The organism is Streptomyces sp. SCPE 10 (assembly GCF_051980735.1).
GTDB classification, from domain to species: Bacteria; Actinomycetota; Actinomycetes; order Streptomycetales; family Streptomycetaceae; genus Streptomyces; species Streptomyces misionensis.
In genome coordinates, this window is the sequence record NZ_CP197069.1 from 627,669 (window position 1) to 650,371 (window position 22,703).

Genomic DNA, 22,703 nt, shown 5'->3' on the forward strand with positions numbered 1-22,703 from the left:
ACATGGGCACCATCCGAGTGGGCCGCCCCCAGGCGAAGCCCGACACGCCGAGTCACGTACCCGGGCTGCACCAGGGCAACAAGGGCCCGTACCAGGAGCAGACCGGACACCACCGGGACGGCAGCTCCGACGCGCGCCGCTCCACCGGGATCCACTGGAAGCGGCATGACGCCCTGGTGGAGGGCATGCCGAACATCTCGCCGGGATGAGAGAACGGAAAGTGACCGTCATGAGCGATTGCCGAAGCAGAAGGCGCGGGCGAGCGAGGATGTCCGCACGGCAGGTGCTGCTGCTCCAGGCCGCGCTGGCCGGAGGTGTCGTCACCGCCCTCGTGATCAAGGAACTGCCGGGCATCATGCGGGAGTTGCGGATCTTCCGGATGACCGGCGGGCCGGGCGCGAACCGCCGCTACCCGTAGGGCGCCCCGTGCACGAACTGTCGATCGCGACGGCGATCGTGGAGCAGGCCGAACGGCTCGCCCGCGCGGACGGCGCGGACCGGGTGTCCGCGGTGACCGTCCGTGTCGGCGAGCTGGCCGGTGTGGTGCCGGACGCGTTGCACTTCGCCTTCGAGGTGGCCCGTGACGGCACGGCGCTCGCCGGTGCCCGGCTGGAGGTGGAGGCGGTGCCCGCGCTGGCCTGGTGCGGCGGCTGCGCCGAGGAGTTCGCGGTCGGCATGCCGCCGTTCTTCTGGTGCCCGCACTGCGACCGTCCCTCGCAGGAGCTGCGCAGCGGCCGGGAGCTGGAGATCACGGGAGTGGAGGCATGAGGACGGCCCCGCCGCGGCGGGGCCGTCCTCATGCGCGGTGACCGGTCAGCAGATGCGGGGCAGCTGCTCCCCCAGCGGCAGGTCGACGACCCGGGTGCCGCCGAGACCGGTGGCGACGACGACCATCCCGGGGTGGTCGGCCACGCACTCCCCGATCAGCGCCGCGCCGGTGCCCTGCGGGTGGGCCCGCATCGCGGCGAGCACCGCCTCGGCGTGCTCGGGCGGCACGAAGGCGACGAGCCGGCCCTCGTTGGCCACGTACAGCGGGTCCAGACCGAGGAAGCCGCAGGCGTTCGCGACCTCCTCGGGGACCGGGACGGCCCGGTCGCGCAGCCGCACCCCGGTGCCGGAGGCGCGGGCGATCTCGTTCAGGGAGGCGCCGAGGCCGCCCCGCGTGGGGTCGCGCAGCACGTGGATGTCCTTGGTGACCTCCAGCATGGCCGCGACCAGCCCGGCCAGCGGCGCGGTGTCGGAGGTGATCTCGACGCCGAACTCCAGGCCCTCGCGCACGCTCATCACCGCCACGCCGTGCAGGCCGATCGGGCCGCTGACGATGACGGCGTCACCGGGCCGGGCGCGCTGCGGGCGGATGTCGACGCCGTCGGGCACCAGGCCGACGCCCGCGGTGGTGACGTAGACGCCGTCGCCGTGGCCGGACTCGACGACCTTGGTGTCACCGGTGGCCACGACGACGCCCGCGGCCTCGGCGGCGGTACCGAGCGCGCGGGCGATCCGCTCGACCACGGCCAGTTCCACGCCCTCCTCCAGCACGAAGGCGGTGGACAGGAAGGCGGGCCGGGCACCGCTCATGGCGAGGTCGTTGACGGTGCCGTTGACGGCGAGGTCGCCGAGGCTGCCGCCGGGGAAGAACAGCGGCCTTACGACGTAGGAGTCGGTGGAGAAGGCCAGCCGGGCGCCGCCGAGCCGGAACACGGCGGAGTCGGTGAGGGCGGCGAGGGTGGGGTTGCCGTAGGCCGGGGCGAAGATCTGTTCGATCAGCTCGGCGGAGAGGGCACCGCCGCCGCCGTGGCCCATCACGACGACCGGCTGGTCGCGCAGGGGGGCGGGGCAGGTCCAGTTCGCCGGGTCGACGGCGGTGTGCGGGGCGGTGCCGGGGGCGGCGAGGTCAGCCAACGGGGTTCATCTCCTCCTGCGGGACACGCGATCCCTGCGGTGCCGGGGCGTTCATACGGCGGTAGAGGTGGTAGGCGGCGCAGGCGCCCTCGCTGGAGACCATGGTGGCGCCGAGCGGGGTGCGCGGGGTGCAGGCCTTGCCGAACGCCTCGCACTCGGTCGGCTTGATCAGGCCTTGGAGGACCTCGCCGGCCCGGCACACCGCGGGTTCCTCGGTGCGGATGCCGCCGACGTCGAAGCGGTGCTCGGCGTCGTAGGCGCGGAAGGCGTCGGCGAGCCGCCAGCCGCTGGCGGGGATGCGGCCGATGCCGCGCCAGTTGCGGTCGGTGACCTCGAAGACCTCCTCCAGCATGCGCAGGGCCGCCGGGTTGCCCTGGTCGCGCACGGCCCGGGGGTAGGCGTTCTCCACCCGGTGCTCGCCGCGCTCCAGCTGGTGGACGGCGCGCCGGATCCCTTCGAGGATGTCGAGGGGCTCGAAGCCGGTGACGACGACGGGCACGCGGTGCCGCTCGGCCAGCTCCGGGTACTCGGCGGTGCCCATCACGCTGCACACGTGCCCGGCGGCGAGGAAGCCCTGCACCCGGCAGCTGGGCGCGGTCATGATCGCTTCGATGGCCGGGGGGACCCGGACGTGGGAGACGAGCAGGCTGAAGTTGCCGATCCCGAGGCGGCGGGCCTGGTGGACGGCCATGGCGTTGGCCGGGGCGGTGGTCTCAAAGCCGATGGCGAAGAAGACGACCTCGCGGTCCGGGTTCTCGCGGGCGAGGCCGAGCGCGTCGAGCGGCGAGTAGACCACCCGTACGTCGCCGCCCTCGCCCTTGACGCGGAACAGGTCGCGGTCGGTGCCGGGGACCCGCAGCATGTCCCCGAAGGAGCAGAAGATCACCCCGGGGCGGGCGGCGATCTCCAGGGCCTTGTCGATGACCTCCAGCGGGGTGACGCACACCGGGCAGCCGGGCCCGTGGATCAACTCGATCCGTTCCGGCAGGAGTTGGTCGATGCCGTGCCGGATGATGGAGTGGGTCTGGCCGCCGCAGACCTCCATCAGGGCCCAGGGCCGGGTGGCCGTGGCGTGGATCTCGTCCAGCAGCCGGCGCGCCCGCTCGGGGTCGTTGAACTCCTCGATGTACTTCACCGGACCTCACTCTCGCTCCCCTGGCGCGCGGCCTGTTCCCACGCGTCACCGAACTCCTCGTCCAGCAGCCCGAGTTGGTCGAACAGCTCCAGGGAGGCGCGGGCCGACTCCTCGTCCAGGCGCTGGAGCGCGAAGCCGACGTGCACGATCACGTACTCGCCGACCCGCACATCGGGCAGGTACTCCAGGCAGACCTCCTTGCGGACGCCACCGAAGTCGATCATGCCGGTGAGGGGGTCGGCCTGGTGGTCGATGGACACGACCTTGCCGGGCACTGCCAGACACATGTCTCACTCCGTCTCGTGGTGGGGTGCGGTGGCCGCGACCATCAGCTGGCCGAGCGCCAACCCGCCGTCGTTGGGCGGGACTTCGCCGTGCCGCAGGACCGTGAAGCCGTCGGCCCGCAGCAGGGCGGAGCACTTCTCCTCCAGCAGGGCGTTGGCGAACACCCCACCGGTGAGGGCGACCGTGTCCAGGCCGGTCGCGCCGCGGGCCCGGCGGCAGATCTCGGTGACCGCCCGGGCCACGCCCCGGTGGAAGCGGGCCGCGAGCACCGGGGCCGGGGTGCCGCGGCGCCGGTCGGCGAGCAGCGCGCGCAGCATCGGCGCGGGATCGCACACGAGGGCCCGGCCCGCGGTGAGCCCGAACGGGTAGGCCACCGCGTCCGCGTCCCGTGCCCGGGTGGCCGCCGCCTCCAGCTCCAGCGCGGCCTGCGCCTCGTACCCGGCGCGGTGGCACAGGCCCGCGAGGGAGGCCACTGCGTCGAACAACCGGCCCATGCTGGACGTGGGCACGCAGGCCACCTGCCGCTCCAACTGCCGTTTCAGCAGAGCGAGTTCGTCCGGGGAACAGGCGGTGACGCTGGGCAGGTCCGCCGTCCAGGGCAGACCCGCGGCCCACAGCCGGGCCAGGGCCAGCCGGCAGGGGTTGGCCACGCCCGCGTCACCGCCGGGCAGCGGGGCCGGGGCGAGGTGGGCGAAGCGCCGGTGGCCGGTGTAGTCGGCGAGCAGGATCTCGCCGCCCCACACCGTGCCGTCGTCGCCGTAGCCGGTGCCGTCGAAGGCGACGCCGATGACCGGGGTGGTGCCGTCCAGGCCGTGCTCGGCCATGGCGGAGGCGATGTGGGCGTGGTGGTGCTGGACCTGGCGCAGCGGCAGCCGGGTGCCGGCACGTCGGCGGGCCCAGCCGGTGGAGTGGTAGCCGGGGTGCCGGTCCGCGGCGACCAGTTCCGGGGTGACGTTGGTCAGGCGGCGCAGGTGCCGCTCGGCGCGGTCGGCCGCCTCCAGGGCGGAGAGTTCGCCCATGTCGCCGATGTGCGGCCCGAACCAGGCCAGCTCCCCCGCGCCGAGGCACGGCACGTTCTTCAGGTCGCCGCCGACCGCGAGCGCGGGCCGCACCGCGACCGGCAGCCGCAGCGCGCGAGGGACGTAGCCGCGCGAGCGGCGCAGCACCTGTGCGGTGCCGTCGGGACGCACCCGCAGCAGGGAGTCGTCGCAGGGCGAGGCGATGGGCCGGTCGTGGGCGAGCCAGGCGTCGGCGAGTCCGGCGAGCCGGCGCCGGGCCTCGTCGTCGTCGGTGACGATGGGTTCGCCGGAGCGGTTGCCGCTGGTCATCACCAGCACCCGGGGTCCCGGTGGGTCTCCGGGCAGCCCGAACAGCAGGGTGTGCACCGGGGTGTAGGGCAGCAGCACGCCGATCTGCGGGCTGCCGGGGCAGACCCCGTCGGCCGGCCGGAGCCCGTCGGCCGGGGTGCGGCGGCGCAGCAGCACGATGGGGCGGCGCGGGCCGGTCAGGGCGGCGCGCTCGGCGGCGGAGAGGAACGCGAGGCGCTCGACGGTGGCGAGGTCGGCGCACATCACGGCGAACGCCTTGCCGCCGCGCTCCTTGCGTTCGCGCAGCGTGGCGACGGCCCCGGGGTCGGTGGCGTCGCAGGCCAGGTGGTAGCCGCCGAGTCCCTTGACGGCGACGATCCGGCCGGCGGCGAGCAGTTCCCGGGCCGTCCCGAGGGCGTCCGCGTCCCGCAGGGGGCGGATGCCGGGGCCGGTCAGGGTGAGGCGGGGGCCGCAGCGGGGGCAGGCGACGGGCTGGGCGTGGAAGCGCCGGTCGGCGGGATCGCCGTACTCCCGGGCGCAGTCGGGGCACATCGGGAAGCCGGCCATGGTGGTCGCCACCCGGTCGTACGGCATGCCGGTGGCGATGGTGAAGCGGGGCCCGCAGTGGGTGCAGGTGACGAACGGGTGCCGGTGTCTGCGGTCGTCCGGGTCGGCGAGTTCGCGCAGGCAGTCGGCGCAGGTCGCGGTGTCGGGCGGGAGCTGGGCGCGGCCTGCGGCCCGGTCGGTGGAGCGGATCGCGAACGGCCCGCTCTCGCCCGCGGCGGGCAGTTCCTCGTGGGCGACGCGGGTCACCGTGGCCAGCGGTGGGGGTCGGTGGGCCAGCGCCGCGCAGAAGCGGTCCACCTCCTGCCACGGGCCCTCGACCTCGATCAGCACCCCGTCGCCGGTGTTGCCGACGAACCCGGCCAGGCCCAGCTGCCCGGCCAGGCGGTGCACATACGGCCGGAAGCCCACCCCCTGCACGGTGCCGTGCACGGTGAGCCGGCGGCGGACCGGCCCGGTCGCGGGGGCGGTCATGCGACGGGCGCGGACTCGGTGTGGTGGTGGCCGTGCGGATGCGGGGCGAGCGGTGGCCGGTGCGCGGGGCCGCCGTCACGGACGGCGAGGGCCCGATCGAGGAGGGCGGCGACCCCGTCGCCGGTGCGGGCGCAGGACCGTACGATCTCCACCCCCGGATTGACCCGCCGCACGTTCTCCCGGAACGCTGCCTCGTCGAAGCCGGCCGCCTCGGCGAGGTCGGTCTTGGTGATGACGACGAGGTGGGCGGAGCCGAACGCGGTCGGGTACTTCAGCGGTTTGTCCTCGCCCTCGGTGACCGCCATCAGCACGATCCGCAGGGTCTCGCCGAGGTCGTAGGAGGCGGGGCAGACCAGGTTGCCGACGTTCTCCACGAAGAGCACCGAGGTGTCCCGGGGCAGCCAGCCCGCCAGCCGGTCCCGCACCTGACGGGCCTCCAGGTGGCACAGCCCGTCGGTGAGCAGCTGCTGGACGGGGGCGCCCGAGCGGGCGAGGCGGGTGGCGTCGTTCTCGGTCGCCAGGTCGGCGGTGAGCGCGGCGACCGGCACGCCCCGCCGCACCGCGTGGGCGAGCACCCGTCCGAGGAGTTCGGTCTTGCCACTGCCCGGGCTGGACAGCAAGTTGACCACGGCCACCCCCTGCCCGGTCAGTTCCTCGCGCAGGCTCGCGGCAAGGTCGTCGTTCTTCGCCAGGACGGCCTGTCTGACGTCGGACCGGCACATGGGCGCTGCTCCTCGAATCGGGGGGTGGGGGCCCGGGCCGCGTCCCGCGCGGCCCGGGTGTCACCGATCTTCGGTCGTGCCCGCCGCCCGGGCGGGCAGCGCAGCCGCGTGCGCCGGGCCGGATTCCATCGACCGGCGCAACGCGGCGGCCGGCGCGCCCGGATCGGCCAGCAGCGGCGGGACCAGCGCGTGCAGCGCGGCCACGGCGGGTTCGAGGGCGGCGCGCACACAGGGGCTGAGCCCCGGCAGGATGTCCTCGTCGCCGTCCGGCAGCAGTTCCGGCTCGCAGGCCAGGACCAGCACCCGGGGCAGTGGCTCGTCGCCCAGGTGGGCGGCCAGGGCCAGCACCTTCGCCGGGTCCATGCCGTGCGCCTCGGGCGGGACGGTGCCGTCGGGGGGTTCGGCCTCGATCAGGGACAGCGTGCCGGGCCGGTGCCCGCGCCGCGCCGCGTCCACGAGCAGGGCGGTCTCGCAGCCGCCGAGCAGGTCGTAGGCGAGGTCCAGGCCGCGGATGCCGTAGTCGCGCACCCGGACCCCGGGCGGCAGCGGGCGCCGGTCGAGGGCCCGGATCACCTCGGGCCCGAAGGCGTCGTCGGCGAGGAAGATGTTGCCCACCCCGGCGACCAGGAGGGGGGCGGTCACCTGGACTCCCCGGGGGGCGGGGTGAGCGGGCGGGGGGTGCCGGTGGGGGTCTTGCGGACGAAGGCCGCGCGCAGGGCGTGGTAGGGGGCCTCGGGGTCGAAGAACACGGCGTGCATACGGGCGAGTTCGGCCCGCCGGTGATCGGCGAGGGGGCGGCGCTCCTCGTCGGCGGCGCGGGCGGAGGCCTTGTCGGCGATGCGCCGGTCCAGGTCGGGCACGGCGGCGAGCCCGGCCGCGAGCCGTTCCGCCTCGGCCGCGAACTCCCCGGGCGCGGCGGGTACGACGCGGTCCACGAGCCCGGTCCGCAGCGCGCCCGCCGCGCTCACCGGCAGCGCCTGGCCGGTGAGGCGTTCGGCCTCCCGCGGGCCGACGCGGCGCGGCAGGCTGTACGTCCACAGCTCCGAGCCGTACAGGCCCATGCGCCGGTAGTGCGGGTTGAGGACGGTGCCCGCGCGGCACCACACCTGGTCGGCGGCGAGGGCGAGCATCGCGCCGCCCGCGGCCGCGTTGCCGGCGAGCGCGGCCACCACCAGCCGGTCGGTGGTGCACAGCACCGCCTGGGCCAGGTCGTCCATGGCCTGGAGGTTGGCCCAGGACTCCAGGGCGGGGTCGGGGGCCGCCTCGATGACGTTGAGGTGGATGCCGTTGGAGAAGAAGTCCCGCGCCCCGCCGAGCACCAGGACCCGGGTGGGGCGGGTGAGCGCGTGCTCGTAGGCGGCGAGCAGGCGCCGGCACTGGCCGGTGCTCATGGCGCCGCCGGGGAAGGAGAAGCTCAGCAGTCCGACGTCGCCGCGTTGCCGGTAGCGGATGTCGGCGTAGGTGCGCCGGTGCTCCGGAAGCTCCAACGGGGCCTCGGCCTCCGGGAGTTCGAGGGACGGGTCGAGGGCGGCGAGGACATCGGTGGCCGGGCGGCGGAAGGGCGCGGGGTCGCCGGAGTTCTTGCGCGGGCGCAGTTCGGGGATCCACACCGCGCCGTCCCGGGTGGCCCGGCACACGGCTCCGGAGCGGCGGGCCAGCAGTTCGCCGGGCCGGCCGCGCAGCTCGTCCTCGGGGTGGCCGCCGTGCAGGAACACCTCCCGGCCGAGGAGTTCGTCGAGGACGCCGGGCCGGGAGTCGGCGCCGCGCAGCTTGCGCAGCACCGTGGCGGTGTCGTCGTACGCCCAGTCGATGCGCCGCCGCTCCTGGCGCAGCGGGTCGCGCCAGACGACGCCGATCGAGGGATCGCTCTGCGGGCGGGGCTTGTACGAGCCCTCGGCGTGGCGCCGTACGGCGGCGAGGACGGCGGTGACGGCGGCGTCGGAGACCTCGTTGCGGTACAGGTCGCTCTTGCCGACGGGGGCCACGCGGAAGGGCTCGGCGGCCCAGACCGGGCCGGCGTCCATCCCGGCCTCGGCCTGGAGCACGGTCACCCCCCACTCGGGGGCCTGCTCGGCGATGGCCCAGTCCAGCGAGGAGGGGCCGCGGTCGCCGGGCGGTCCGGGGTGGACGATCAGGCAGGTGTGCTCCCGCCACACGTCCTCCGGCAGGGCGGTCGTGAGCATCGGGGCGATGACGAGTTCCGGGCGGTGTTCGCGTACGGCGGCCCGCACCGGGTCGTCGCCGTGCGACGCCAGGACCACGTCCACGCGGTGCCCCCGGTCGGACAGTTCGGCGTACAAGCGCTGGGAGAGGCTGTTGAACGCGCTGGCCACGAGCAGGATGTCCATGACGCGGCATGGTCGCCGCTGCGCCGCGCGCCACGAAGGACCGCCGCGGCGTTTCGCCCGCGCCGCCCGGCCGTCTTCCGCCATCCGGCCCGCGCCGGGGAGCCCGGTGCCGGCCGCCGCGCACGTGTCGCCCCGGGTCCCGGGGGAACCCGGTCCGCTCCGGGCGAAGTCCTTGGTGGAGGCCTCATGACGACGGACGAGAACACAGGTACGGACGCGGGTACGGACACCGGGCGCTACGACGACCGGGGCGAGGTGCCGCTCGCCGGTTACGCGACGCTCGCCTCCGTGTTCGCGGCGGGCACCGGCGGTTTCGCGCTGCTCGCCCGGCGCCGGGGCGTACGGCCGCCGGAGCGGATGCCGCCGTGGGACGTCGTCCTGCTCGGCACCGCCACGTACAAGGCGTCCCGGCTGCTGACCCGGGACAAGGTCACCAGCTTCGTACGGGCGCCGTTCACCCGCCGGTCGGGCGAGGGCGAGGCGAACGAGGTGATGGACGAGCCCCGCGGCGGCGGGCTGCGGCGCGCCGTCGGCGACCTGCTGTCCTGCCCGTTCTGCGTCTCCGCCTGGGTCGCGGGCACGCTGGTGTGCTCCTACGCGGCGGCGCCCCGGCTCACCCGGCTGGTCTGCGGCGGCTTCGGCGCAGTGGCCGTGTCGGACTGGCTCCAGTACGCCTGGACGTGGACCCAGCAGACCGAGGATGCTTGAGGCTCACTCGTCGTCCGCCGCCGGGGTCAGCTCCACGTCGAGCACGCCCTCGTCCTGGAACAGCTCCGACGTCAGCCGGGCCGGGTCCTCGGTGCCCTCCAGTTCGAGCAGGACGCGGGCGGCGTCGTCCGTGCGGCCCGGCAGGCGTTCGACTTTGACCTGAACGATGCGGAAGCCGAGCCGGGTGCAGATCTGGATCAGGCGGGGCAGCAGGGCCGAGCCGGTGCGGTACGTCAGCCGGGCCTCGAACACGGCGGCGGCCGTGCCGGGCACCAGCCGGCCGGAGAAGTACGAGTAGCCGCGCACCACCAGGAAGTGCAGCGCGGTCACCGCCAGCGCGAGGACCGGCAGCCCGCCCCCGCAGGCCATGCCGACCGCGCAGGTCAGCCAGACGGTGGCGGCGGTCGTCAGGCCCCGTACCGCGTCCCGTCGGACGAAGATCAGCCCACCGCCGATGAAGCCGATGCCGGAGACGATCTGGGCCGCGACGCGCGAGGGGTCGAAGGAGACGTGCTCCAGCCCGAGCACCGCGGAGAAGCCGTGCTGGGAGACCTCCATCATCAGCGCGCTCGCGATGCCCACCAGCGTGTGGGTGCGCAGGCCCGCGCTCTTCTGCTGGGCCGCGCGCTCCCAGCCGATCAGGGTCGACAGCACCAGCGCGAGCCCCAGCTCGGCCAGCTGCCTGGGTCCCTGGCCGTTGTGTATGTCCCACAACGGTGCCGCCAGCCACACTCCCGCCATGCACACCTCGCCTGCCGTTCCGCCGATGTCCTGCCGCTGGCGTCTACCCCCGAGGTGGTCCCCTGACGCTACCGGGCGCCGCGGGCCGCCGCCCGTCGGCGCGGACCGGCCATGCGGCACCCGGCGCAACCGGGGTACCCGTCCGGTGCGGGCGTGCCCAGGGTCCGGGCACCGCCCCGGCTTCGTGCGGAAGGGGACGGACTCATGCGGCACGACGAGATGATCGGCAAGGTGCAGGCGCTCGCCCAGCTGCCCGACCGGGGCTCCGCCGAGCGCGCCGCGCACGCGGTGGTGACGACCCTGTCGGAGCGGCTGCCGTCCGGGCTGGCCCGGCATGTGGCCGCGCAGTTGCCGCCCGACATGGCGGACGCGATGCGGCTCGCCGCGGACGCCACCGCGGCCACCGCCGCGGAGGGCACGGCGGGCGAGCGGTTCGGGCTGACCGCCTTCGCGGGACGCGTGGCCGACCGGGCGGGCACCGACGAGGAGACGGCGCTGCGGGAGGCCGCGGCCGTCCTGGAGGTGCTGGACGCGGCGCTCGCCCCGGAGCTGACCGAGCGGATGGCGGGCGCCCTGCCGGCGGACATCCGCGAGCTGCTGCCGGTGGAGCGGGCGAGCGAGGGCGAATAGCCGTCCGAACCCACGCGAACGGCGCGGACGGCGTGGTCGGTGACCGTCAGCGGCGCCATGCCCGGCGGCGCCTGTGCGGGCGTTCGGCGCGGGGTTTGGACGGGCGGGTCACCCATCGGTCCTCGACCTGATCGAGACCGAACAGCAGCAGGCTGAGCACGGGGAGAAGCAGAACCGCGACGGTGATCACTGGAGGTACCCCCTCCTGGCCGACGACACCCCGCGAGTGCCCCGGCGCGGGTCCACCCCACCCGGGGTGACTGTGAAGGTCGTGTGACCACCACCCGCACCGGGGCCGCGTGGCCCACGTCCACTGTCACACCAGTCGGCCCGTGTCACATCTCCTGGCCGGTGTCCGTCATCTCGGTGGGAACAACGGACGGGAGCGGGCCATGGACATATACGCGGCGGTGGCGAGCCGGCGGGCGGTGCGCGCCTTCACGGACGAGCCGGTGCCACGGGCGGTGCTGGAACGAGTCCTCACGGCCGCCGCTCGCGCCCCCTCGGGCGGCAATCTCCAGCCGTGGCACCTGCGCGTGCTCACCGGCACCCCGCTGGCCGAGCTGAAGAAGCGCGCAGCCGAGCGCGCCGCGGCCGGTGATCCCGGGGACGAACGGGAGTACCGGATGTATCCGCCGGAGGCGAAGCCGCCCTACGCCGAGCGGCGTTCGGCGGCGGCCGCCCAACGGTTCGGGGCGCTCGGCATCGAACGCGGGGACGCCGCGGGCCGCCGGGCGGCCGTGGCGGACAACTGGGCGTGTTTCGGCGCCCCTTGCCTGCTGCTGGCGTACATCGACCGGGACATGGGCGCCGCCCAGTGGGCCGATCTCGGGATGTACCTCCAGACGGTGATGCTGCTGCTGCGCGCCGAGGGGCTGGACAGCTGTCCGCAGATGGCGTGGTCGGTGTACCGGCGCACGGTCGCCGAGGTGGCGGCGCCGCGCCCGGAGTGGGTGCTGTTCGCGGGTGTGTCGATCGGGTTCGCGGACCAGTCGGTGCCGTACCCGCGGACCGGTCGGGCGCCGCTCGCGGAGACGGTGACGTTCGTGGACGGGTCGTGACCCGCGCCCGGACGCGTTGGACGAGCCGCCCGGGCACCCCTGTGCTTACGGTTCTCCCAGGAGCGTCGGACGGGAGCGATGGTGGGCGATGCGCGCCGGCGGGCGGCCGGGCCGGAGGGCGGCGGGCACCGGCCGGGGCGCGCGGTGCTCGGCAGCCGCCCCGCGTACTCCGTTCGTCTTTCGGCGTCGCCGCGCCCCGAGGCCCGGGTGCCGGTGACCGAGCGCACCGTGCCCTGGCTGCGCACCGCCGCCGCCTACGCCTGGCGGCTCATCCTCGTCGGCATCGTCGTCTACGGCGTCTTCAGCGTCCTCGGCAGCTTCCAGCTGATCGCGGTCGCCCTGTTCCTGGCGCTCGTCATCACCTCGGTGCTGCGCCCGCTCGCCGACCTCCTGAACCGGGTCCTGCCGCGCCCGCTGTGCGTCGCCGTCGCGCTGCTCGGCAGTCTGCTGGTGCTGCTGACGCTGCTCGCGCTGGTGGGCAACGCGGTGGCGGGCGAGTGGCCCCGGCTGGCCGGTGAGTTCGGCGGGGGTGTGCACCGCATCGAGGAGTGGCTGCGACGGCCGCCGTTCCGGCTCAGCCCCGGCCGGCTGACCGCGCTCGAACGCCAGGTGACGAGCTACCTCTCGGCGCACCGGTCGAGCCTGCTCAGCAGCGCCGTCAGCGGCCTCGGCCGGGTGGTGGAGCTGGCCACGGGCGCGGCGCTCGCGCTGTTCTCCTCGGTGTTCTTCATCCACTCCGGGGAGCGGCTGTGGAACTGGGCGCGCGAGCAGCTGGTGCCGGCCGGGGCGCGCGGCGGCTGGGACCGGGCGGGGCGGGCGGCCTGGCGGGCCTTCGCCGGGTATACGCGCGGCATCATCATCGTGGCCGCCACCAACGCCGTGCTGGTGGGGGTGGCGCTGCTGCTGTTGCGGGTACCGCTGGCCCTGCCGCTGGCCCTGCTGGAGTTCTTCGCCGCGTTCGTGCCGCTGGTGGGCTCGCCGGTGGCGCTCGCGGTGGCCACGGTCGTCGCGCTGGCCGGTCGGGGCCCGCTCGTCGCGCTGGCCGTGCTGGCGCTGATCGTGGTGATCGGCCAGCTGGAGGGGCATGTGCTGCATCCCGTGGTGATGAGCTGGGCGGTGCGGCTGCATCCGCTGGTCGTCGCCCTCTCGGTGATCGCGGGCAGCATCGTCGCCGGGGTGGTCGGGGCGATCGTCGCGGTTCCGCTGATCTCGGTGGTGTGGGCGGTGCTGAAGGCGCTGCGGGCGGTGCCGCCCTGAGCACCCTCCCGGCGCGACGGGAGCCTGGTCGGGGAGGACGGTCCTGGCCCGCACGGCGGAGGCCGGTCCGGGCGCCGGGTGTCTGCGGTGCCCGGCTCCCCCGCACCGGCCGGGCGCCCCGCCCTAAGCAACGAGTCCGGCCCCGTAACCTGGTCGCATGCGGATGCGACCCACGCTGAGCTGGACACCCACCGAGGAGCTGCCGCCGGGCGGCACGGACCCGGGGCCGGTCGTCGACGCCCTGCGGGCGGGCGGGGTGCTGGTGCTCAGCGGGGCGGGGATCTCCACCGAGTCGGGCATCCCCGACTACCGGGGCGAGGGCGGGAGCCTGAGCCGGCACACCCCGATGACCTACCAGGACTTCACCGCCGACGCCCGGGCCAGGCGCCGCTACTGGGCGCGCAGCCACCTCGGCTGGCGGACCTTCGGCCGGGCCCGCCCCAACGCGGGGCACCGGGCCGTGGCCGCGTTCGGGCGGCACGGCCTGCTGGCGGGTGTGATCACCCAGAACGTCGACGGCCTGCACCAGGCCGCCGGCAGTGAGGACGTGGTGGAACTCCACGGCAGCCTCGACCGGGTGGTGTGCCTGTCCTGCGGCACCTTCAGCCCGCGCCGCGCGCTCGCGCGGCGGCTGGAGGAGGCCAATGCCGGCTTCGATCCGGTGGCCGCCGGGATCAACCCGGACGGCGACGCGGACCTCTCCGACGAGCAGGTGGGAGACTTCCGCGTGCTGCCCTGCGCGGTCTGCGGCGGCATCCTCAAACCGGATGTCGTGTTCTTCGGGGAGTCCGTCCCGCCGGAGCGGGTCGAGCACTGCCGTCGCCTGGTGCGCGAGGCGAACGCGCTGCTGGTGCTCGGTTCCTCCCTGACGGTGATGTCGGGGCTCCGGTTCGTCCGGCAGGCGGCCGAGGCCGGCAAGCCGGTGCTGATCGTCAACCAGGGCCCGACGCGGGGCGATCGGCACGCCGTCAGCCGGGTCGCCCTCCCCCTGGGCGCGGCCCTGACCACCGTCGCCGACCGGCTGGGCATCACCGTCGACGCGTAGGGCCCGACGCGCGCGCCGCCCCGTCCGGCCGCGCCGGGCCGCGGCCGGCCCCCTGGTCCCCGGCGGCCGGATCCCTACTTGGTCGTGTGCGTGGGGTAGACCTGGACGTCGGTGTAGGCGCCCTTGATCTTCCCCGCGCCCGCGGGCCACTTCAGGCTCACCGTGTGCGTCTCGTTCGGGGGCGTCACCAGGATGTCGGTGGGGGACGTGAGGCTGTTGCCGCTGTTGTCGATGTCGTAGGCGATGTCGAAGACCGCGGCGTCGCCGGGCTTCAGGATGGTGATGCGCGGCTGGGCCGGGCCGCGCTCGATGGGGCTGGAGGTGTGGTCGGCGTCCTTGATGTCGACGCCCGCGAACCCCGTCGCCGAGCAGGTGGTCGAGCCCCGGTTGACCATGGTGACGTCGATCCTGCCGGAGACCGTGTCGGGTGCGGCGTTGTGGGCGTCGATGGCCAGGTTCGCCGTCTTGCAGAAGGTGACCTTGCCGCCGGTCTGCGTCGCGCCGCTCCCGGTGTCACCGGCCTTGGTGCTCTGTCCGGAGCCTGACCCGGTGGCGCCGCCGGCCTGTGCGGCGCCGGAGCCCGGACCACCCTGCGGCTTCGAGCCGCCGTCCGGCGTCGAACCGCCGCCGGAGGACGAACCGTCCGTGGCCGGACCATCGTTCGTGGACGAGGAGGAAGACGAGGCCGAGGAGCCCTGGGCGGACGAGTCCTTGCCGGTGTCGCTGCCTCCGCAGGCGGTGAGCGAGAGGGTGGCGGCGACGCCGACGGCGGCCAGAGCGGCGATGCGGGTGTACTTCACGGTGTTCCCCCAGAAGCGGCGCGGTGCGTGCGGTCGGAAGTATTTGTATCCCGCACCGAGTCACAGGCGGCTCTTCGCCCCGTCTTCGTTCTGTCACAGGCGAGTTGACGACCCCGCAGTCTGCCGGGGCACCGCTGTGCGGGCTTCCGCCGCGGCCGGCGCGTGAGCGGGGTGCACACAACCGCGTCCTCGCGGGCACCCGCATCTCCATGACGTCATCATGGAGCAGCCCCAACCGCCCGGACGCCGGGCGCACGTCCCGTCGTGGTGGCCGAGCGGCCTGTGTCGCGGGTGCCCTGCTGCCGCTGCTGGTCCTGACCGCCTGCGACCACGGCGGCGACCGGGCCCTGCCGGGGGCCGTGCACGGCGAACGCGGCGGGAGGTTCGAGAAGGCCGCGCTCGCCGACGGCAGCCGTCTTGTCATCACCACTCAGGGCGGCGTGCGGGTGGTCGGCACGGACGACGACAGCGTGGCGGTGGACGACCGGAACCTCGCCCGCTGGAACGGCGACGGCAGCACGCACACCCTCGACCTGCCCTGCGACGAGGGCGACGGCCGGGCCGCGGACAACTGCGGCGGGATGCCGCTCGTGCGCGTGCCCAGCGGTGTCACGCTCACCGTGCGGGCCCGCAACGCCGGGATCGATGTCAGCGGTGTGCGGGGCGCGTTGAGCCTGAGCACCGTCAACGGGGATGTCACCGTGCAGGACTCCGGCACGAAGGGGGCCCGTCAGCGCCTCGTGACCCGCAACGGCTCGGTCCGGGCGACCGGTCTGGCGGCGCGCGGCGTGGCGGCCGAGACGGTCGACGGCGATGTCGACCTGCTGTGCACGACCTCGCCCGACACGCTGGACGGCGTGACCCGGAACGGCTCCGTGCGCGTGACCCTCCCGGCGGACGCCCCGCCGTACGCGACCGACGCGAGCACCACCAACGGCCGCTCCACCGTGGACGTTCCGGCCGCCGCCTCCGGGGACCACCGGCACCGGCTGACGCTGCGCACCGTCAACGGCGACACCGAGGCCCACCGGGGCTGAGGGACCTTGGGCCGCGCGTGCCCTGATCACCCGCCCGGCACCACCCGGCCGCCGCCGGTTTCCGGCCGCATGTCGTCCACGAGACCCAGGGCCCCCGGCAGACGCCGACCACGGCCGTCACCGGCGACGGCGCCGCCCCCTGCCCCACCCGGTCCCGTAAGGCGTCCCGGTGGCCGAGGCCCTCGCCGGGGCCCCCGCGAGAGGCGGTCTCGACGCACGCCACCCGCCTGATCCGAACACCGCGGGCACGCAGTCGGCGGCGATGGCGATATCGATTCAAGGGGTGGCCTGAATCGGATGCCGACCCGTTTTCGCGATCACTCATGGGTTGACACATAAGATCAGCCAATCCTAGGGTCGCGAACTCAGAGTACCTTCAGCTCACATCCATCTCACCGGCAATGCGCACACGATTTTGACGTGCTGTCGAACACGGCTTGTTCGCGGAACCACAAATTCCAGGCGAAGGGGACGGTAAATGAAGAGGGTGCTCCTGACCACTGCTCCCAAAGAGGCATTGATCGAGCCCAATGGAGTGGGCGGGAACTGGTACGACCGGACCGACACCTACATGGCCTGGACCTGCGCCGTGGACATCGAGGACCGGCTCTCCGTGACGTGTCCGCCGACCGGCCTCCGATTCATCAAGCACAATGTGCCGGACGTCGAGATCCTCGAATACCCGACCTGGCAGGAATACCTCGACGCCCTGCATTCCGAACCGTGGGACATGGTCGGCATCAGCTTCTACACCTGGTCCACACCGGTCGCGATCGAGATGGCCAAGGCCGCACGCGAGGCAGAGGTACCCGAGATCTGGGGCGGGAACTACGGTGTCCTCACACCCGATATAGACGAGCACTTCACCAGGCTGGTGAAAGGCGCCGGCGAGGCCCCGATCCACCAGTACGTCTACGGCACACCGCTGCCCCGGGTCCGGCACCCCGCGATGATGGGAGAGAGCGGATTCCGCGGGATCACTTCTCCCGTCGGATACCTGTATTCGAAGCGCGGCTGCAACATCGGCTGCACCTTCTGCTCGACCCCGGTCTTCAATCCCAAAGAAGAAGCCATCTTCATGGAGGACACCTACGCGGCCCTCGACGCCTACCGGGACGCGAAGGTCGGCCACGTCATCATCTACGACGAGAGCTTCTTCCTCACCAACTCGCTGGCCGAACAGGTCGTCGACGCCCTGGCCGAGCGCGAGCTGCCGTGGATCTGTCTGACCCGCGCCGACCTCATCCGGGGCCGCATCCCCGAACTCACCGACCGCTACATGGACGGCGCCATCGTCGGTATCGAGTCGTACCGGGACAAGAACGTCGCCGACGTGAAGAAACGCGACGACGTCTACAACGTCCGGCAGACCGTGCGCGAGCTGATCGACAACGGGCGCCGGGCGCTGGGCACCTTCATGGTCGGATTCGCCGAGGACAGCATCGAGGACATGCAGTACGACATCGAACAGCTCAGCCAGGAAGGGCTGTTCGCCTGTCAGCTGACACTGCTGACCCCGTTTCACCGCACCCGGCTGTACCGGCAGATGGAGCACTTGGTCGACGAGCCGGACCTCAGCAAGCACGACCTGTACAACCTGGTGTGGAAGCACCCGAAGATGAACCGCAGCGAGGCGCGGGACCTGCTGGCCTGGGCGCAGCGGCGGGTCAACGACCCCGAGCGCATCGCCGCCAAGCTCAAGCAGGAGATGAAGGACAAGGTCCGCAGGGAGTTCGCGCGCCGGCACGCCACCAGGCAGACCACCCCGGCGGAGCCCGCGTCATGAGGGACCTCAAGATCCTCTGCGTCCAACTGGGCTTCCACGAGTCCTATCCGGACGCCTCGACGCTGGCCACCACCTACAACGACGGCATCTACTACGTCGCCTCGTTCGTCCAGCACGAGTTCCCGGCGGCCCGCGTCGAGATGTGCCAGATGTTCTGGGGCGAGAAGCCCGGGGACTTCCCCCTTGCCGAGTACGACTACATCCTGATCTCGGCGCTCGCCACGCACTTCTGGTCCAACATCGAGACGCTGGAGCTGATCAAGCGCCACAAGCGGTCCGACTGCGTGGTGGTCATGGGCGGACCGCACGCGGCGTTCGCGCCCTACGAGGCGCTGCGCTACGCGGACTACGCGGTGACCGCCGAGGGAGAGATCCCCTGCGTCCAGCTGATCAGGGCGCTGGAGGACGGCCAGGCGGTCACGGACGTGGACAACCTGGCCTACATCGGCGCCGACGGCAGACTGACCCTGAACAAGGTCACCCGGTTCGGCAGCTTCGCCAACGCCATCAACCCCAAGCTCCTCGCTCGCGCACCCAAGTTGCACTGGGCGACGGTCTCGATGTCACGCGGCTGCCCGTTCAACTGCTCCTTCTGCTACGCCATCCGGCTGCTCGGACGCCGCTTCCGCACCAAGACGGCACAGGACGTGCGCAGCGAACTCGACGCCATCCACCAGCAGACCGGCTGCAACCGCTTCTACGTCACGGACCTGAACTTCACGACCCGCAAGGACTACTGCCGCGAGATCGCCGAGACCTTCCGCGACCGCGACTACAAGTTCATCGCCATGAGCCGGATCAACCACGCCGACGACATGGACCTGGTCCTCGATCTCAAGCGATCGGGTTTCGAGGAGTACTGCCTCGGAGTCGAGTCGGAGGACCCGAGCGTCCTCCAGGCCTTCAACAAGCGCGTGGACGCCTCGGAACAGACCGAGCGCCTGCTGCGCTTCGCGGAGCACGACATCGCGATCCACTCCGCGATCATCTTCGGACTGGACGTACAGGACCGTCAGGCGATCGAGGCCACCGCGTACTGGTGCGCCGAGGCCCGGATCATGCACCCCGTCTTCGTGTGCCTGGCCGAATACCCGTTCCAGGACCTGCTGTTCGGAGCGCGCCAGGACATCGAGGACCACCGGATCATCATGGAAGTGCCGACGTACCAGCACTACTCCTTCGTCGGCATCTTCCCCCGCCACATGCGCCCCAGCGAGCTCCAGCAAGGCATCCTGGACAGTTACGACATCTTCTTCAAGCGGGCGTTCGAGATCGAGCGGCGGCCGCAGCGGCGGGCCCGGCTCAAGGCGTACGCGCGCAGCGTGGAGCGCGGGCGGGCCGGCATGGAGCAGCACATCCGTTTCCTCGCCGAGCTGGAGAAGCCGTACTACACCACGGCCGGCACCCTGAAGGAAGACCTGCTCAAAGCGGACTTCGACACCCGGTACGGCGACCTCCGCACCTGGCTCCAGGGGTCGTCCAGGCGCTCGGACGTCGAGTTCGTGAAGGCGTACGCCCGATGACCGGCCGTCGCCCGGCGGCGACCGTCGTCGACGCGCTCCTCGACAGCGCGGCGCGCACCCCGGACCGGACGGCGTTCCATGTCGTCGAAAGGTCACAGGACACCTTCGCGCTCAGCTACGCCGACGTGTGCCGCCTGATCGCGCGGACCGTCTCCGGGCTCACGGCACAGGGCGTCGACGCGGCCGACCGGGTGATCCTCGTCCTGCCCACCTCGCGCGACTTCCTCTCGGTCTACCTGGGCTGCCTCCACGCCGGGGTCGTGCCGGTCGTCGCGGCGGAGCCCACCACCGGCGGTATGACGCGCTACTGCGCCCACCTCGGCCGGCTGGTGGCACACGCGGGGGCCGCGCGGGTGGTCACCACCCCCGAACTGGCCGACGCCGTCGCCCCGTCGCTGCCGGTACCGGTGATCACACCGGACGCCCTGCGCGGCACCCGGGAACCGCTGGACGCGCCGCGAGCGACACCGGACTCGATCGCCCACCTCCAGGCCACCTCCGGGTCGACCGGCGCGCCGAAGCTGGCCGTGATCCGGCACGGCAACATCGTCGCCAACGTCCGGGCCATCGCGGAGGCGATCCGGGGGACGCCCGACGACACGCTGGTGAGCTGGCTCCCGCTCTTCCACGACATGGGGCTCATCGGGATCTCGTACGCTCTGCACGCGGGTATCCCGATGGTGCTCGCCGATCCCCTCAACTTCCTGCGCAACCCGATGTCCTGGCTGCACTGGATCGGCCGCTACCGGGGCACGTTGTCGCCCGCGCCCAGCTCCGCGTTCCACATCTGCGCGCGGGTCGCGGCCAAGCGTCCGCCCGAGGGTCTCGACCTGTCGACCTGGCGGGTCGCCCTGTGCGGCGCGGAACCCGTGCACGAGGGCACCCTGCGTGAATTCCAGGCGGCGTTCGGCCCGTTCGGGCTGTCCGAGGCGACGCTGAGGCCCGTGTACGGGCTCGCGGAGGCCACGCTCGCGGTGACCATCTCCGATGTCACCCGGCCGTACACCGTCGACCGGGTCGACGCCGAGGCGGTCGCGGGACGGGGATACGCCGAGCCGCGCGCGGAAGGCGATCCGCGCTCCACGGGCATGATGTGCGTGGGCCCCGTGGTGCCCGGCCATGCGTTGCGGGTGGTCGACCCGGACGGGAAGCCGCTGCCCGACCGCGTGATCGGCGAGATCGAGGTCGCCGGACCCAGCGTGATCGACGGCTACCTCCCCGAGCCCGGCGGCGCGACCGCCGAGGCGGACCCGGCCACCGTGTCCGCCTCGGCCGGGGACGGGCTCAGGGGGCCCGACGGCCATCTGCGCACCGGCGACCTCGGCTACCGGCTCGACGGTGAGCTGTACGTCACCGGCCGCAGCAAGGACATCGTGATCATCGCGGGCCGCAACTACGTCCCCGACCAGGTGGAGCGGTTCGTGGAGGCCGTGATGCGGAGCCCCCGCACTCCCGCGGTCGTCGCGGTCGGCGTCCGGGACGCGACGCTGCACACCGAACAGCTCCACCTCCTGCTCGACGAACGGCTCGCCCAGGGCCGTGACCGGCGGGACCTCACCGGCCGGGTGAGCCAGGCGCTCGACGAGACGTTCGGGATCAACGGCGTCACCTACCACTGGGTGCCCCGCGCGCGACTGCCCCGGACCACCAGCGGCAAGATCCAGCGCCATCTGTGCCGGCGGATGATCGAGGACGGGACCATCGACGCGCACCGGGCCACGGCACCACTGAGCGGACGGGCATGACCTCGGAAGGGGAACACGATGCAGGACGAGAAGCAGGACCGGGAACTCTTCGCCCGGATCACCGAGCACATCGGTGAGTTCATGGAACGTGACGTCTCCTATCTGACCCCGCAGTCCCACATCGGCAACTCCATCGAGGGGATGAGCTCCCTCAAGCTGGTCGAGCTGCTGCTCTACCTGGAGGACTGCTTCTCGGTGGACTTCGACGAATCCGTCATGGAGAAGATCGAGACGCTTCAGGACCTGGAGGACTACATCCGCGGCGCCCAGGCCGTGTCCGGGCAGCAGGCCTGACCCGGCCCCCGGTGCGGCGCCGACGCGTAGTGGTCACCGGCGCGGGAGTGGTCTGCTCGCTCGGCTCGACGGCCGGCGAGCTGTGGGACGGCCTCGTGGCCAAACGCTCGGGGATCGCGCCGGTGACCCGTTTCGACCCGAGCCGGTTCCGCAGCCGTCTCGCCGGCGAGGTCGACGACTCCGCCGTGGAACTCCCCCCGGGCCCGTTCCGGTTCGAGTTCAAGCGGATGAGCGCGTTCGTCCGCTACGCGCTGTCCGCCGCGGACCAGGCCGTCGCGGACAGCGGACTCGCCGTACGGGCGCACGACGACGCAGGCACCCCTCGGGCGGATCTGCCGCCGGGGGGAGCCGTCTTCCTGGGCGTGGCCATGGGCGGACTGCCCAGCATCGAGGCCGGTGTCCTCAGACAGGAGAACCAAGGGGTGCGCAGGACCAGCCCGTTTCTGATCCCCTCACTCATCCCCAACATGGCCGCGAGCGCGATCGCTTTGCAGCACGGGATCACGGACGAGCAGATGACGATCGCCGGTGCCTGCGCGAGCGGCAGCCAGGCGGTGGGCGAGGCGATGCGCGCGATCCGGTCCGGTGCCCGCACCTGGGCGCTGGCCGGCGGCGCCGAGGCCGTGACGACCCCGATCACCTACTCCGGCTTCCAGGCCATGACGGCCCTGAGCCGCCATGACGATCCGGCGGGCACGCCTCGCCCGTTCGACCGCCGCCGGGACGGGATGGTCGTCGGCGAGGCGGCGGCCGTCTTCCTGCTGGAGGACCGCGCGCACGCCGAGGCGCGTGGCGCGCGGTGGTACGGCGAACTGACCGGCTACGCCACCAACAGCGGGTGCGACGACATCACGGGCATCTCGACCCCTCATGTCGTACGGGTCATGGCCGACGCCCTGGCCGACGCGGCGGTGGCCACGGACGCGGTCGACTGTGTGTACGCGCAGGCGTCCGGCATGGTGCGGGGCGACGCGGCCGAACTCGCCGCCGTGACCGAGCTGGTGTCGGGCGCCCGCAGGCAACCGGTCGTCACCTCCATCAAGGGCCACACGGGCTACACGTTCGGCGCGAACGGCCCGATGAACCTCGCCGCCGCCCTGATGGCGCTTCGGCACCAGACGGTGTCGCCCACCCTGAAGTACGAGCAGACCGATCCCGCGTTCGCGGACGTCGACATCCCGGTCGACGCGCGCCGGACCGAGCTGCGCCATTGTCTGATCAACGCCTTCGGTTTCGGCGGGATCAATGCCAGTCTCGTCGTGTCGCGGGACTAGGATCTTTCGTTTTGGATCGGGCCGGATCAGGGAGCGGTGCCAGGGCCCGCGAGCCCGGCACGATC

General features: G+C 73.1%; 23 protein-coding genes. 14 read left to right on the top strand and 9 right to left on the bottom strand.

The features are described 5' to 3' along the window. The first annotated feature begins 2 nt into the window (after positions 1–2). Genes ACSP97_RS02960 through hypA form a run of 3 tightly spaced genes read left to right on the top strand, consistent with a single transcriptional unit; the run spans position 3 to position 768 of the window. The gene (locus ACSP97_RS02960; protein WP_074990768.1) at positions 3–209 is read left to right on the top strand and encodes a hypothetical protein; all 207 of its coding nucleotides are present in this window, start codon (positions 3–5) and stop codon (positions 207–209) included. A gap of 59 nt (positions 210–268) precedes the next feature. Continuing rightward, on the top strand, positions 269–418 hold the full coding sequence (locus tag ACSP97_RS02965) for a hypothetical protein (protein ID WP_167381370.1): 150 nt from the start codon (positions 269–271) through the stop codon (positions 416–418). Between the two features lie 8 nt (positions 419–426). Further along, entirely contained in the window at positions 427–768 is a 342-nt protein-coding gene (gene hypA, locus ACSP97_RS02970) for a hydrogenase maturation nickel metallochaperone HypA (protein WP_355151373.1), read from the top strand. A 45-nt stretch (positions 769–813) separates the two neighbouring features. Here the strand turns inward: hypA and hypE are convergent, their stop codons facing one another. The 7 genes from hypE to ACSP97_RS03005 are packed head-to-tail and all read right to left on the bottom strand — an operon-like array spanning position 814 to position 8,737. Further along, on the bottom strand, positions 814–1,902 hold the full coding sequence (gene hypE, locus ACSP97_RS02975; protein WP_435644317.1) for a hydrogenase expression/formation protein HypE: 1,089 nt from the start codon (positions 1,900–1,902) through the stop codon (positions 814–816). Continuing rightward, complete coding sequence (hypD, locus tag ACSP97_RS02980; RefSeq protein WP_440556247.1) at positions 1,895–3,037, bottom strand: hydrogenase formation protein HypD; 1,143 nt, start codon at positions 3,035–3,037, stop codon at positions 1,895–1,897. The genes hypE and hypD overlap by 8 nt, the downstream gene beginning before the upstream one ends. Further along, entirely contained in the window at positions 3,034–3,324 is a 291-nt protein-coding gene (locus ACSP97_RS02985; protein WP_355151369.1) for a HypC/HybG/HupF family hydrogenase formation chaperone, read from the bottom strand. The genes hypD and ACSP97_RS02985 overlap by 4 nt, the downstream gene beginning before the upstream one ends. A 3-nt stretch (positions 3,325–3,327) precedes the next feature. Beyond that, a complete protein-coding gene (gene hypF, locus ACSP97_RS02990; protein WP_440556248.1) occupies positions 3,328–5,667 on the bottom strand; it encodes a carbamoyltransferase HypF in 2,340 nt (779 codons plus the stop codon). Next, positions 5,664–6,389 carry a hydrogenase nickel incorporation protein HypB gene (gene hypB, locus ACSP97_RS02995; protein WP_440556249.1) on the bottom strand — a complete coding sequence of 242 codons (726 nt, stop codon included), beginning with the start codon at positions 6,387–6,389 and terminating at the stop codon, positions 5,664–5,666. The genes hypF and hypB overlap by 4 nt, the downstream gene beginning before the upstream one ends. 60 nt (positions 6,390–6,449) lie before the next feature. After that, a complete protein-coding gene (locus tag ACSP97_RS03000) occupies positions 6,450–7,031 on the bottom strand; it encodes a hydrogenase maturation protease (protein WP_355151363.1) in 582 nt (193 codons plus the stop codon). Next, on the bottom strand, positions 7,028–8,737 hold the full coding sequence (locus tag ACSP97_RS03005; protein WP_440556250.1) for an enoyl-CoA hydratase-related protein: 1,710 nt from the start codon (positions 8,735–8,737) through the stop codon (positions 7,028–7,030). The genes ACSP97_RS03000 and ACSP97_RS03005 overlap by 4 nt, the downstream gene beginning before the upstream one ends. 186 nt (positions 8,738–8,923) lie before the next feature. On the opposite strand from ACSP97_RS03005, the gene ACSP97_RS03010 reads away from it, so the two are divergent. Further along, on the top strand, positions 8,924–9,445 hold the full coding sequence (locus ACSP97_RS03010) for a DUF1360 domain-containing protein (RefSeq protein WP_358272964.1): 522 nt from the start codon (positions 8,924–8,926) through the stop codon (positions 9,443–9,445). A 3-nt stretch (positions 9,446–9,448) separates the two neighbouring features. Here ACSP97_RS03010 and ACSP97_RS03015 read toward each other — a convergent pair whose 3' ends face one another. Further along, positions 9,449–10,186: an MgtC/SapB family protein gene (locus ACSP97_RS03015; RefSeq protein WP_440556251.1), complete on the bottom strand. Its 738-nt coding sequence runs from the start codon at positions 10,184–10,186 to the stop codon at positions 9,449–9,451. 204 nt (positions 10,187–10,390) lie between these two features. Here ACSP97_RS03015 and ACSP97_RS03020 point away from each other — a divergent pair, with 204 nt between their 5' ends. From ACSP97_RS03020 to ACSP97_RS03035, 4 genes are all read left to right on the top strand, one after another. Continuing rightward, on the top strand, positions 10,391–10,816 hold the full coding sequence (locus ACSP97_RS03020; protein WP_355151357.1) for a DUF2267 domain-containing protein: 426 nt from the start codon (positions 10,391–10,393) through the stop codon (positions 10,814–10,816). Between the two features lie 392 nt (positions 10,817–11,208). Then, entirely contained in the window at positions 11,209–11,877 is a 669-nt protein-coding gene (locus ACSP97_RS03025; RefSeq protein ID WP_440556252.1) for a nitroreductase, read from the top strand. Positions 11,878–11,955: 78 nt separating this feature from the next. Next, positions 11,956–13,134 (top strand): AI-2E family transporter, encoded by a 1,179-nt coding sequence (locus ACSP97_RS03030; RefSeq protein WP_440556253.1) that lies wholly within the window; start codon positions 11,956–11,958, stop codon positions 13,132–13,134. A gap of 157 nt (positions 13,135–13,291) precedes the next feature. Further along, positions 13,292–14,179 carry an NAD-dependent protein deacetylase gene (locus ACSP97_RS03035; RefSeq protein ID WP_355151351.1) on the top strand — a complete coding sequence of 296 codons (888 nt, stop codon included), beginning with the start codon at positions 13,292–13,294 and terminating at the stop codon, positions 14,177–14,179. A 74-nt stretch (positions 14,180–14,253) separates the two neighbouring features. Here the strand turns inward: ACSP97_RS03035 and ACSP97_RS03040 are convergent, their stop codons facing one another. Further along, entirely contained in the window at positions 14,254–14,979 is a 726-nt protein-coding gene (locus tag ACSP97_RS03040) for a DUF4232 domain-containing protein (protein ID WP_440556254.1), read from the bottom strand. Between the two features lie 209 nt (positions 14,980–15,188). Between ACSP97_RS03040 and ACSP97_RS03045 the strand changes: the two genes are divergently transcribed. From ACSP97_RS03045 to ACSP97_RS03070, 6 genes are all read left to right on the top strand, one after another. Next, positions 15,189–16,016, top strand: coding sequence for a DUF4097 family beta strand repeat-containing protein (locus ACSP97_RS03045; RefSeq protein WP_440556255.1), 828 nt, complete (start codon positions 15,189–15,191; stop codon positions 16,014–16,016). A gap of 478 nt (positions 16,017–16,494) precedes the next feature. Next, on the top strand, positions 16,495–17,802 hold the full coding sequence (locus tag ACSP97_RS03050; protein WP_355151345.1) for a B12-binding domain-containing radical SAM protein: 1,308 nt from the start codon (positions 16,495–16,497) through the stop codon (positions 17,800–17,802). Beyond that, a complete protein-coding gene (locus tag ACSP97_RS03055; protein ID WP_355531071.1) occupies positions 17,799–19,325 on the top strand; it encodes a B12-binding domain-containing radical SAM protein in 1,527 nt (508 codons plus the stop codon). The genes ACSP97_RS03050 and ACSP97_RS03055 overlap by 4 nt, the downstream gene beginning before the upstream one ends. Then, on the top strand, positions 19,322–21,070 hold the full coding sequence (locus ACSP97_RS03060) for an AMP-binding protein (RefSeq protein WP_440556256.1): 1,749 nt from the start codon (positions 19,322–19,324) through the stop codon (positions 21,068–21,070). Before ACSP97_RS03055 ends, ACSP97_RS03060 begins: the two co-directional genes overlap by 4 nt. Positions 21,071–21,088: 18 nt before the next feature. Further along, the gene (locus ACSP97_RS03065; protein WP_355328782.1) at positions 21,089–21,364 is read left to right on the top strand and encodes a phosphopantetheine-binding protein; all 276 of its coding nucleotides are present in this window, start codon (positions 21,089–21,091) and stop codon (positions 21,362–21,364) included. Between the two features lie 11 nt (positions 21,365–21,375). After that, positions 21,376–22,638 carry a beta-ketoacyl-[acyl-carrier-protein] synthase family protein gene (locus ACSP97_RS03070; protein ID WP_440556257.1) on the top strand — a complete coding sequence of 421 codons (1,263 nt, stop codon included), beginning with the start codon at positions 21,376–21,378 and terminating at the stop codon, positions 22,636–22,638. Positions 22,639–22,703 lie beyond the last annotated feature (65 nt).

What these genes read in the sequence shown, in the direction of transcription:
- ACSP97_RS02960 (WP_074990768.1), top strand. Translation starts at nt 3, where the DNA reads ATGGGCACCATCCGAGTGGGCCGCCCCCAGGCGAAGCCCGACACGCCG.
- ACSP97_RS02965 (WP_167381370.1), top strand. Translation starts at nt 269, where the DNA reads ATGTCCGCACGGCAGGTGCTGCTGCTCCAGGCCGCGCTGGCCGGAGGT.
- ACSP97_RS02985 (WP_355151369.1), bottom strand. Translation starts at nt 3,324, where the DNA reads ATGTGTCTGGCAGTGCCCGGCAAGGTCGTGTCCATCGACCACCAGGCC.
- hypF (WP_440556248.1), bottom strand. Translation starts at nt 5,667, where the DNA reads ATGACCGCCCCCGCGACCGGGCCGGTCCGCCGCCGGCTCACCGTGCAC.
- hypB (WP_440556249.1), bottom strand. Translation starts at nt 6,389, where the DNA reads ATGTGCCGGTCCGACGTCAGACAGGCCGTCCTGGCGAAGAACGACGAC.
- ACSP97_RS03005 (WP_440556250.1), bottom strand. Translation starts at nt 8,737, where the DNA reads ATGGACATCCTGCTCGTGGCCAGCGCGTTCAACAGCCTCTCCCAGCGC.
- ACSP97_RS03010 (WP_358272964.1), top strand. Translation starts at nt 8,924, where the DNA reads ATGACGACGGACGAGAACACAGGTACGGACGCGGGTACGGACACCGGG.
- ACSP97_RS03015 (WP_440556251.1), bottom strand. Translation starts at nt 10,186, where the DNA reads ATGGCGGGAGTGTGGCTGGCGGCACCGTTGTGGGACATACACAACGGC.
- ACSP97_RS03020 (WP_355151357.1), top strand. Translation starts at nt 10,391, where the DNA reads ATGCGGCACGACGAGATGATCGGCAAGGTGCAGGCGCTCGCCCAGCTG.
- ACSP97_RS03025 (WP_440556252.1), top strand. Translation starts at nt 11,209, where the DNA reads ATGGACATATACGCGGCGGTGGCGAGCCGGCGGGCGGTGCGCGCCTTC.
- ACSP97_RS03030 (WP_440556253.1), top strand. Translation starts at nt 11,956, where the DNA reads ATGGTGGGCGATGCGCGCCGGCGGGCGGCCGGGCCGGAGGGCGGCGGG.
- ACSP97_RS03035 (WP_355151351.1), top strand. Translation starts at nt 13,292, where the DNA reads ATGCGGATGCGACCCACGCTGAGCTGGACACCCACCGAGGAGCTGCCG.
- ACSP97_RS03045 (WP_440556255.1), top strand. Translation starts at nt 15,189, where the DNA reads ATGACGTCATCATGGAGCAGCCCCAACCGCCCGGACGCCGGGCGCACG.
- ACSP97_RS03050 (WP_355151345.1), top strand. Translation starts at nt 16,495, where the DNA reads ATGAAGAGGGTGCTCCTGACCACTGCTCCCAAAGAGGCATTGATCGAG.
- ACSP97_RS03055 (WP_355531071.1), top strand. Translation starts at nt 17,799, where the DNA reads ATGAGGGACCTCAAGATCCTCTGCGTCCAACTGGGCTTCCACGAGTCC.
- ACSP97_RS03060 (WP_440556256.1), top strand. Translation starts at nt 19,322, where the DNA reads ATGACCGGCCGTCGCCCGGCGGCGACCGTCGTCGACGCGCTCCTCGAC.
- ACSP97_RS03065 (WP_355328782.1), top strand. Translation starts at nt 21,089, where the DNA reads ATGCAGGACGAGAAGCAGGACCGGGAACTCTTCGCCCGGATCACCGAG.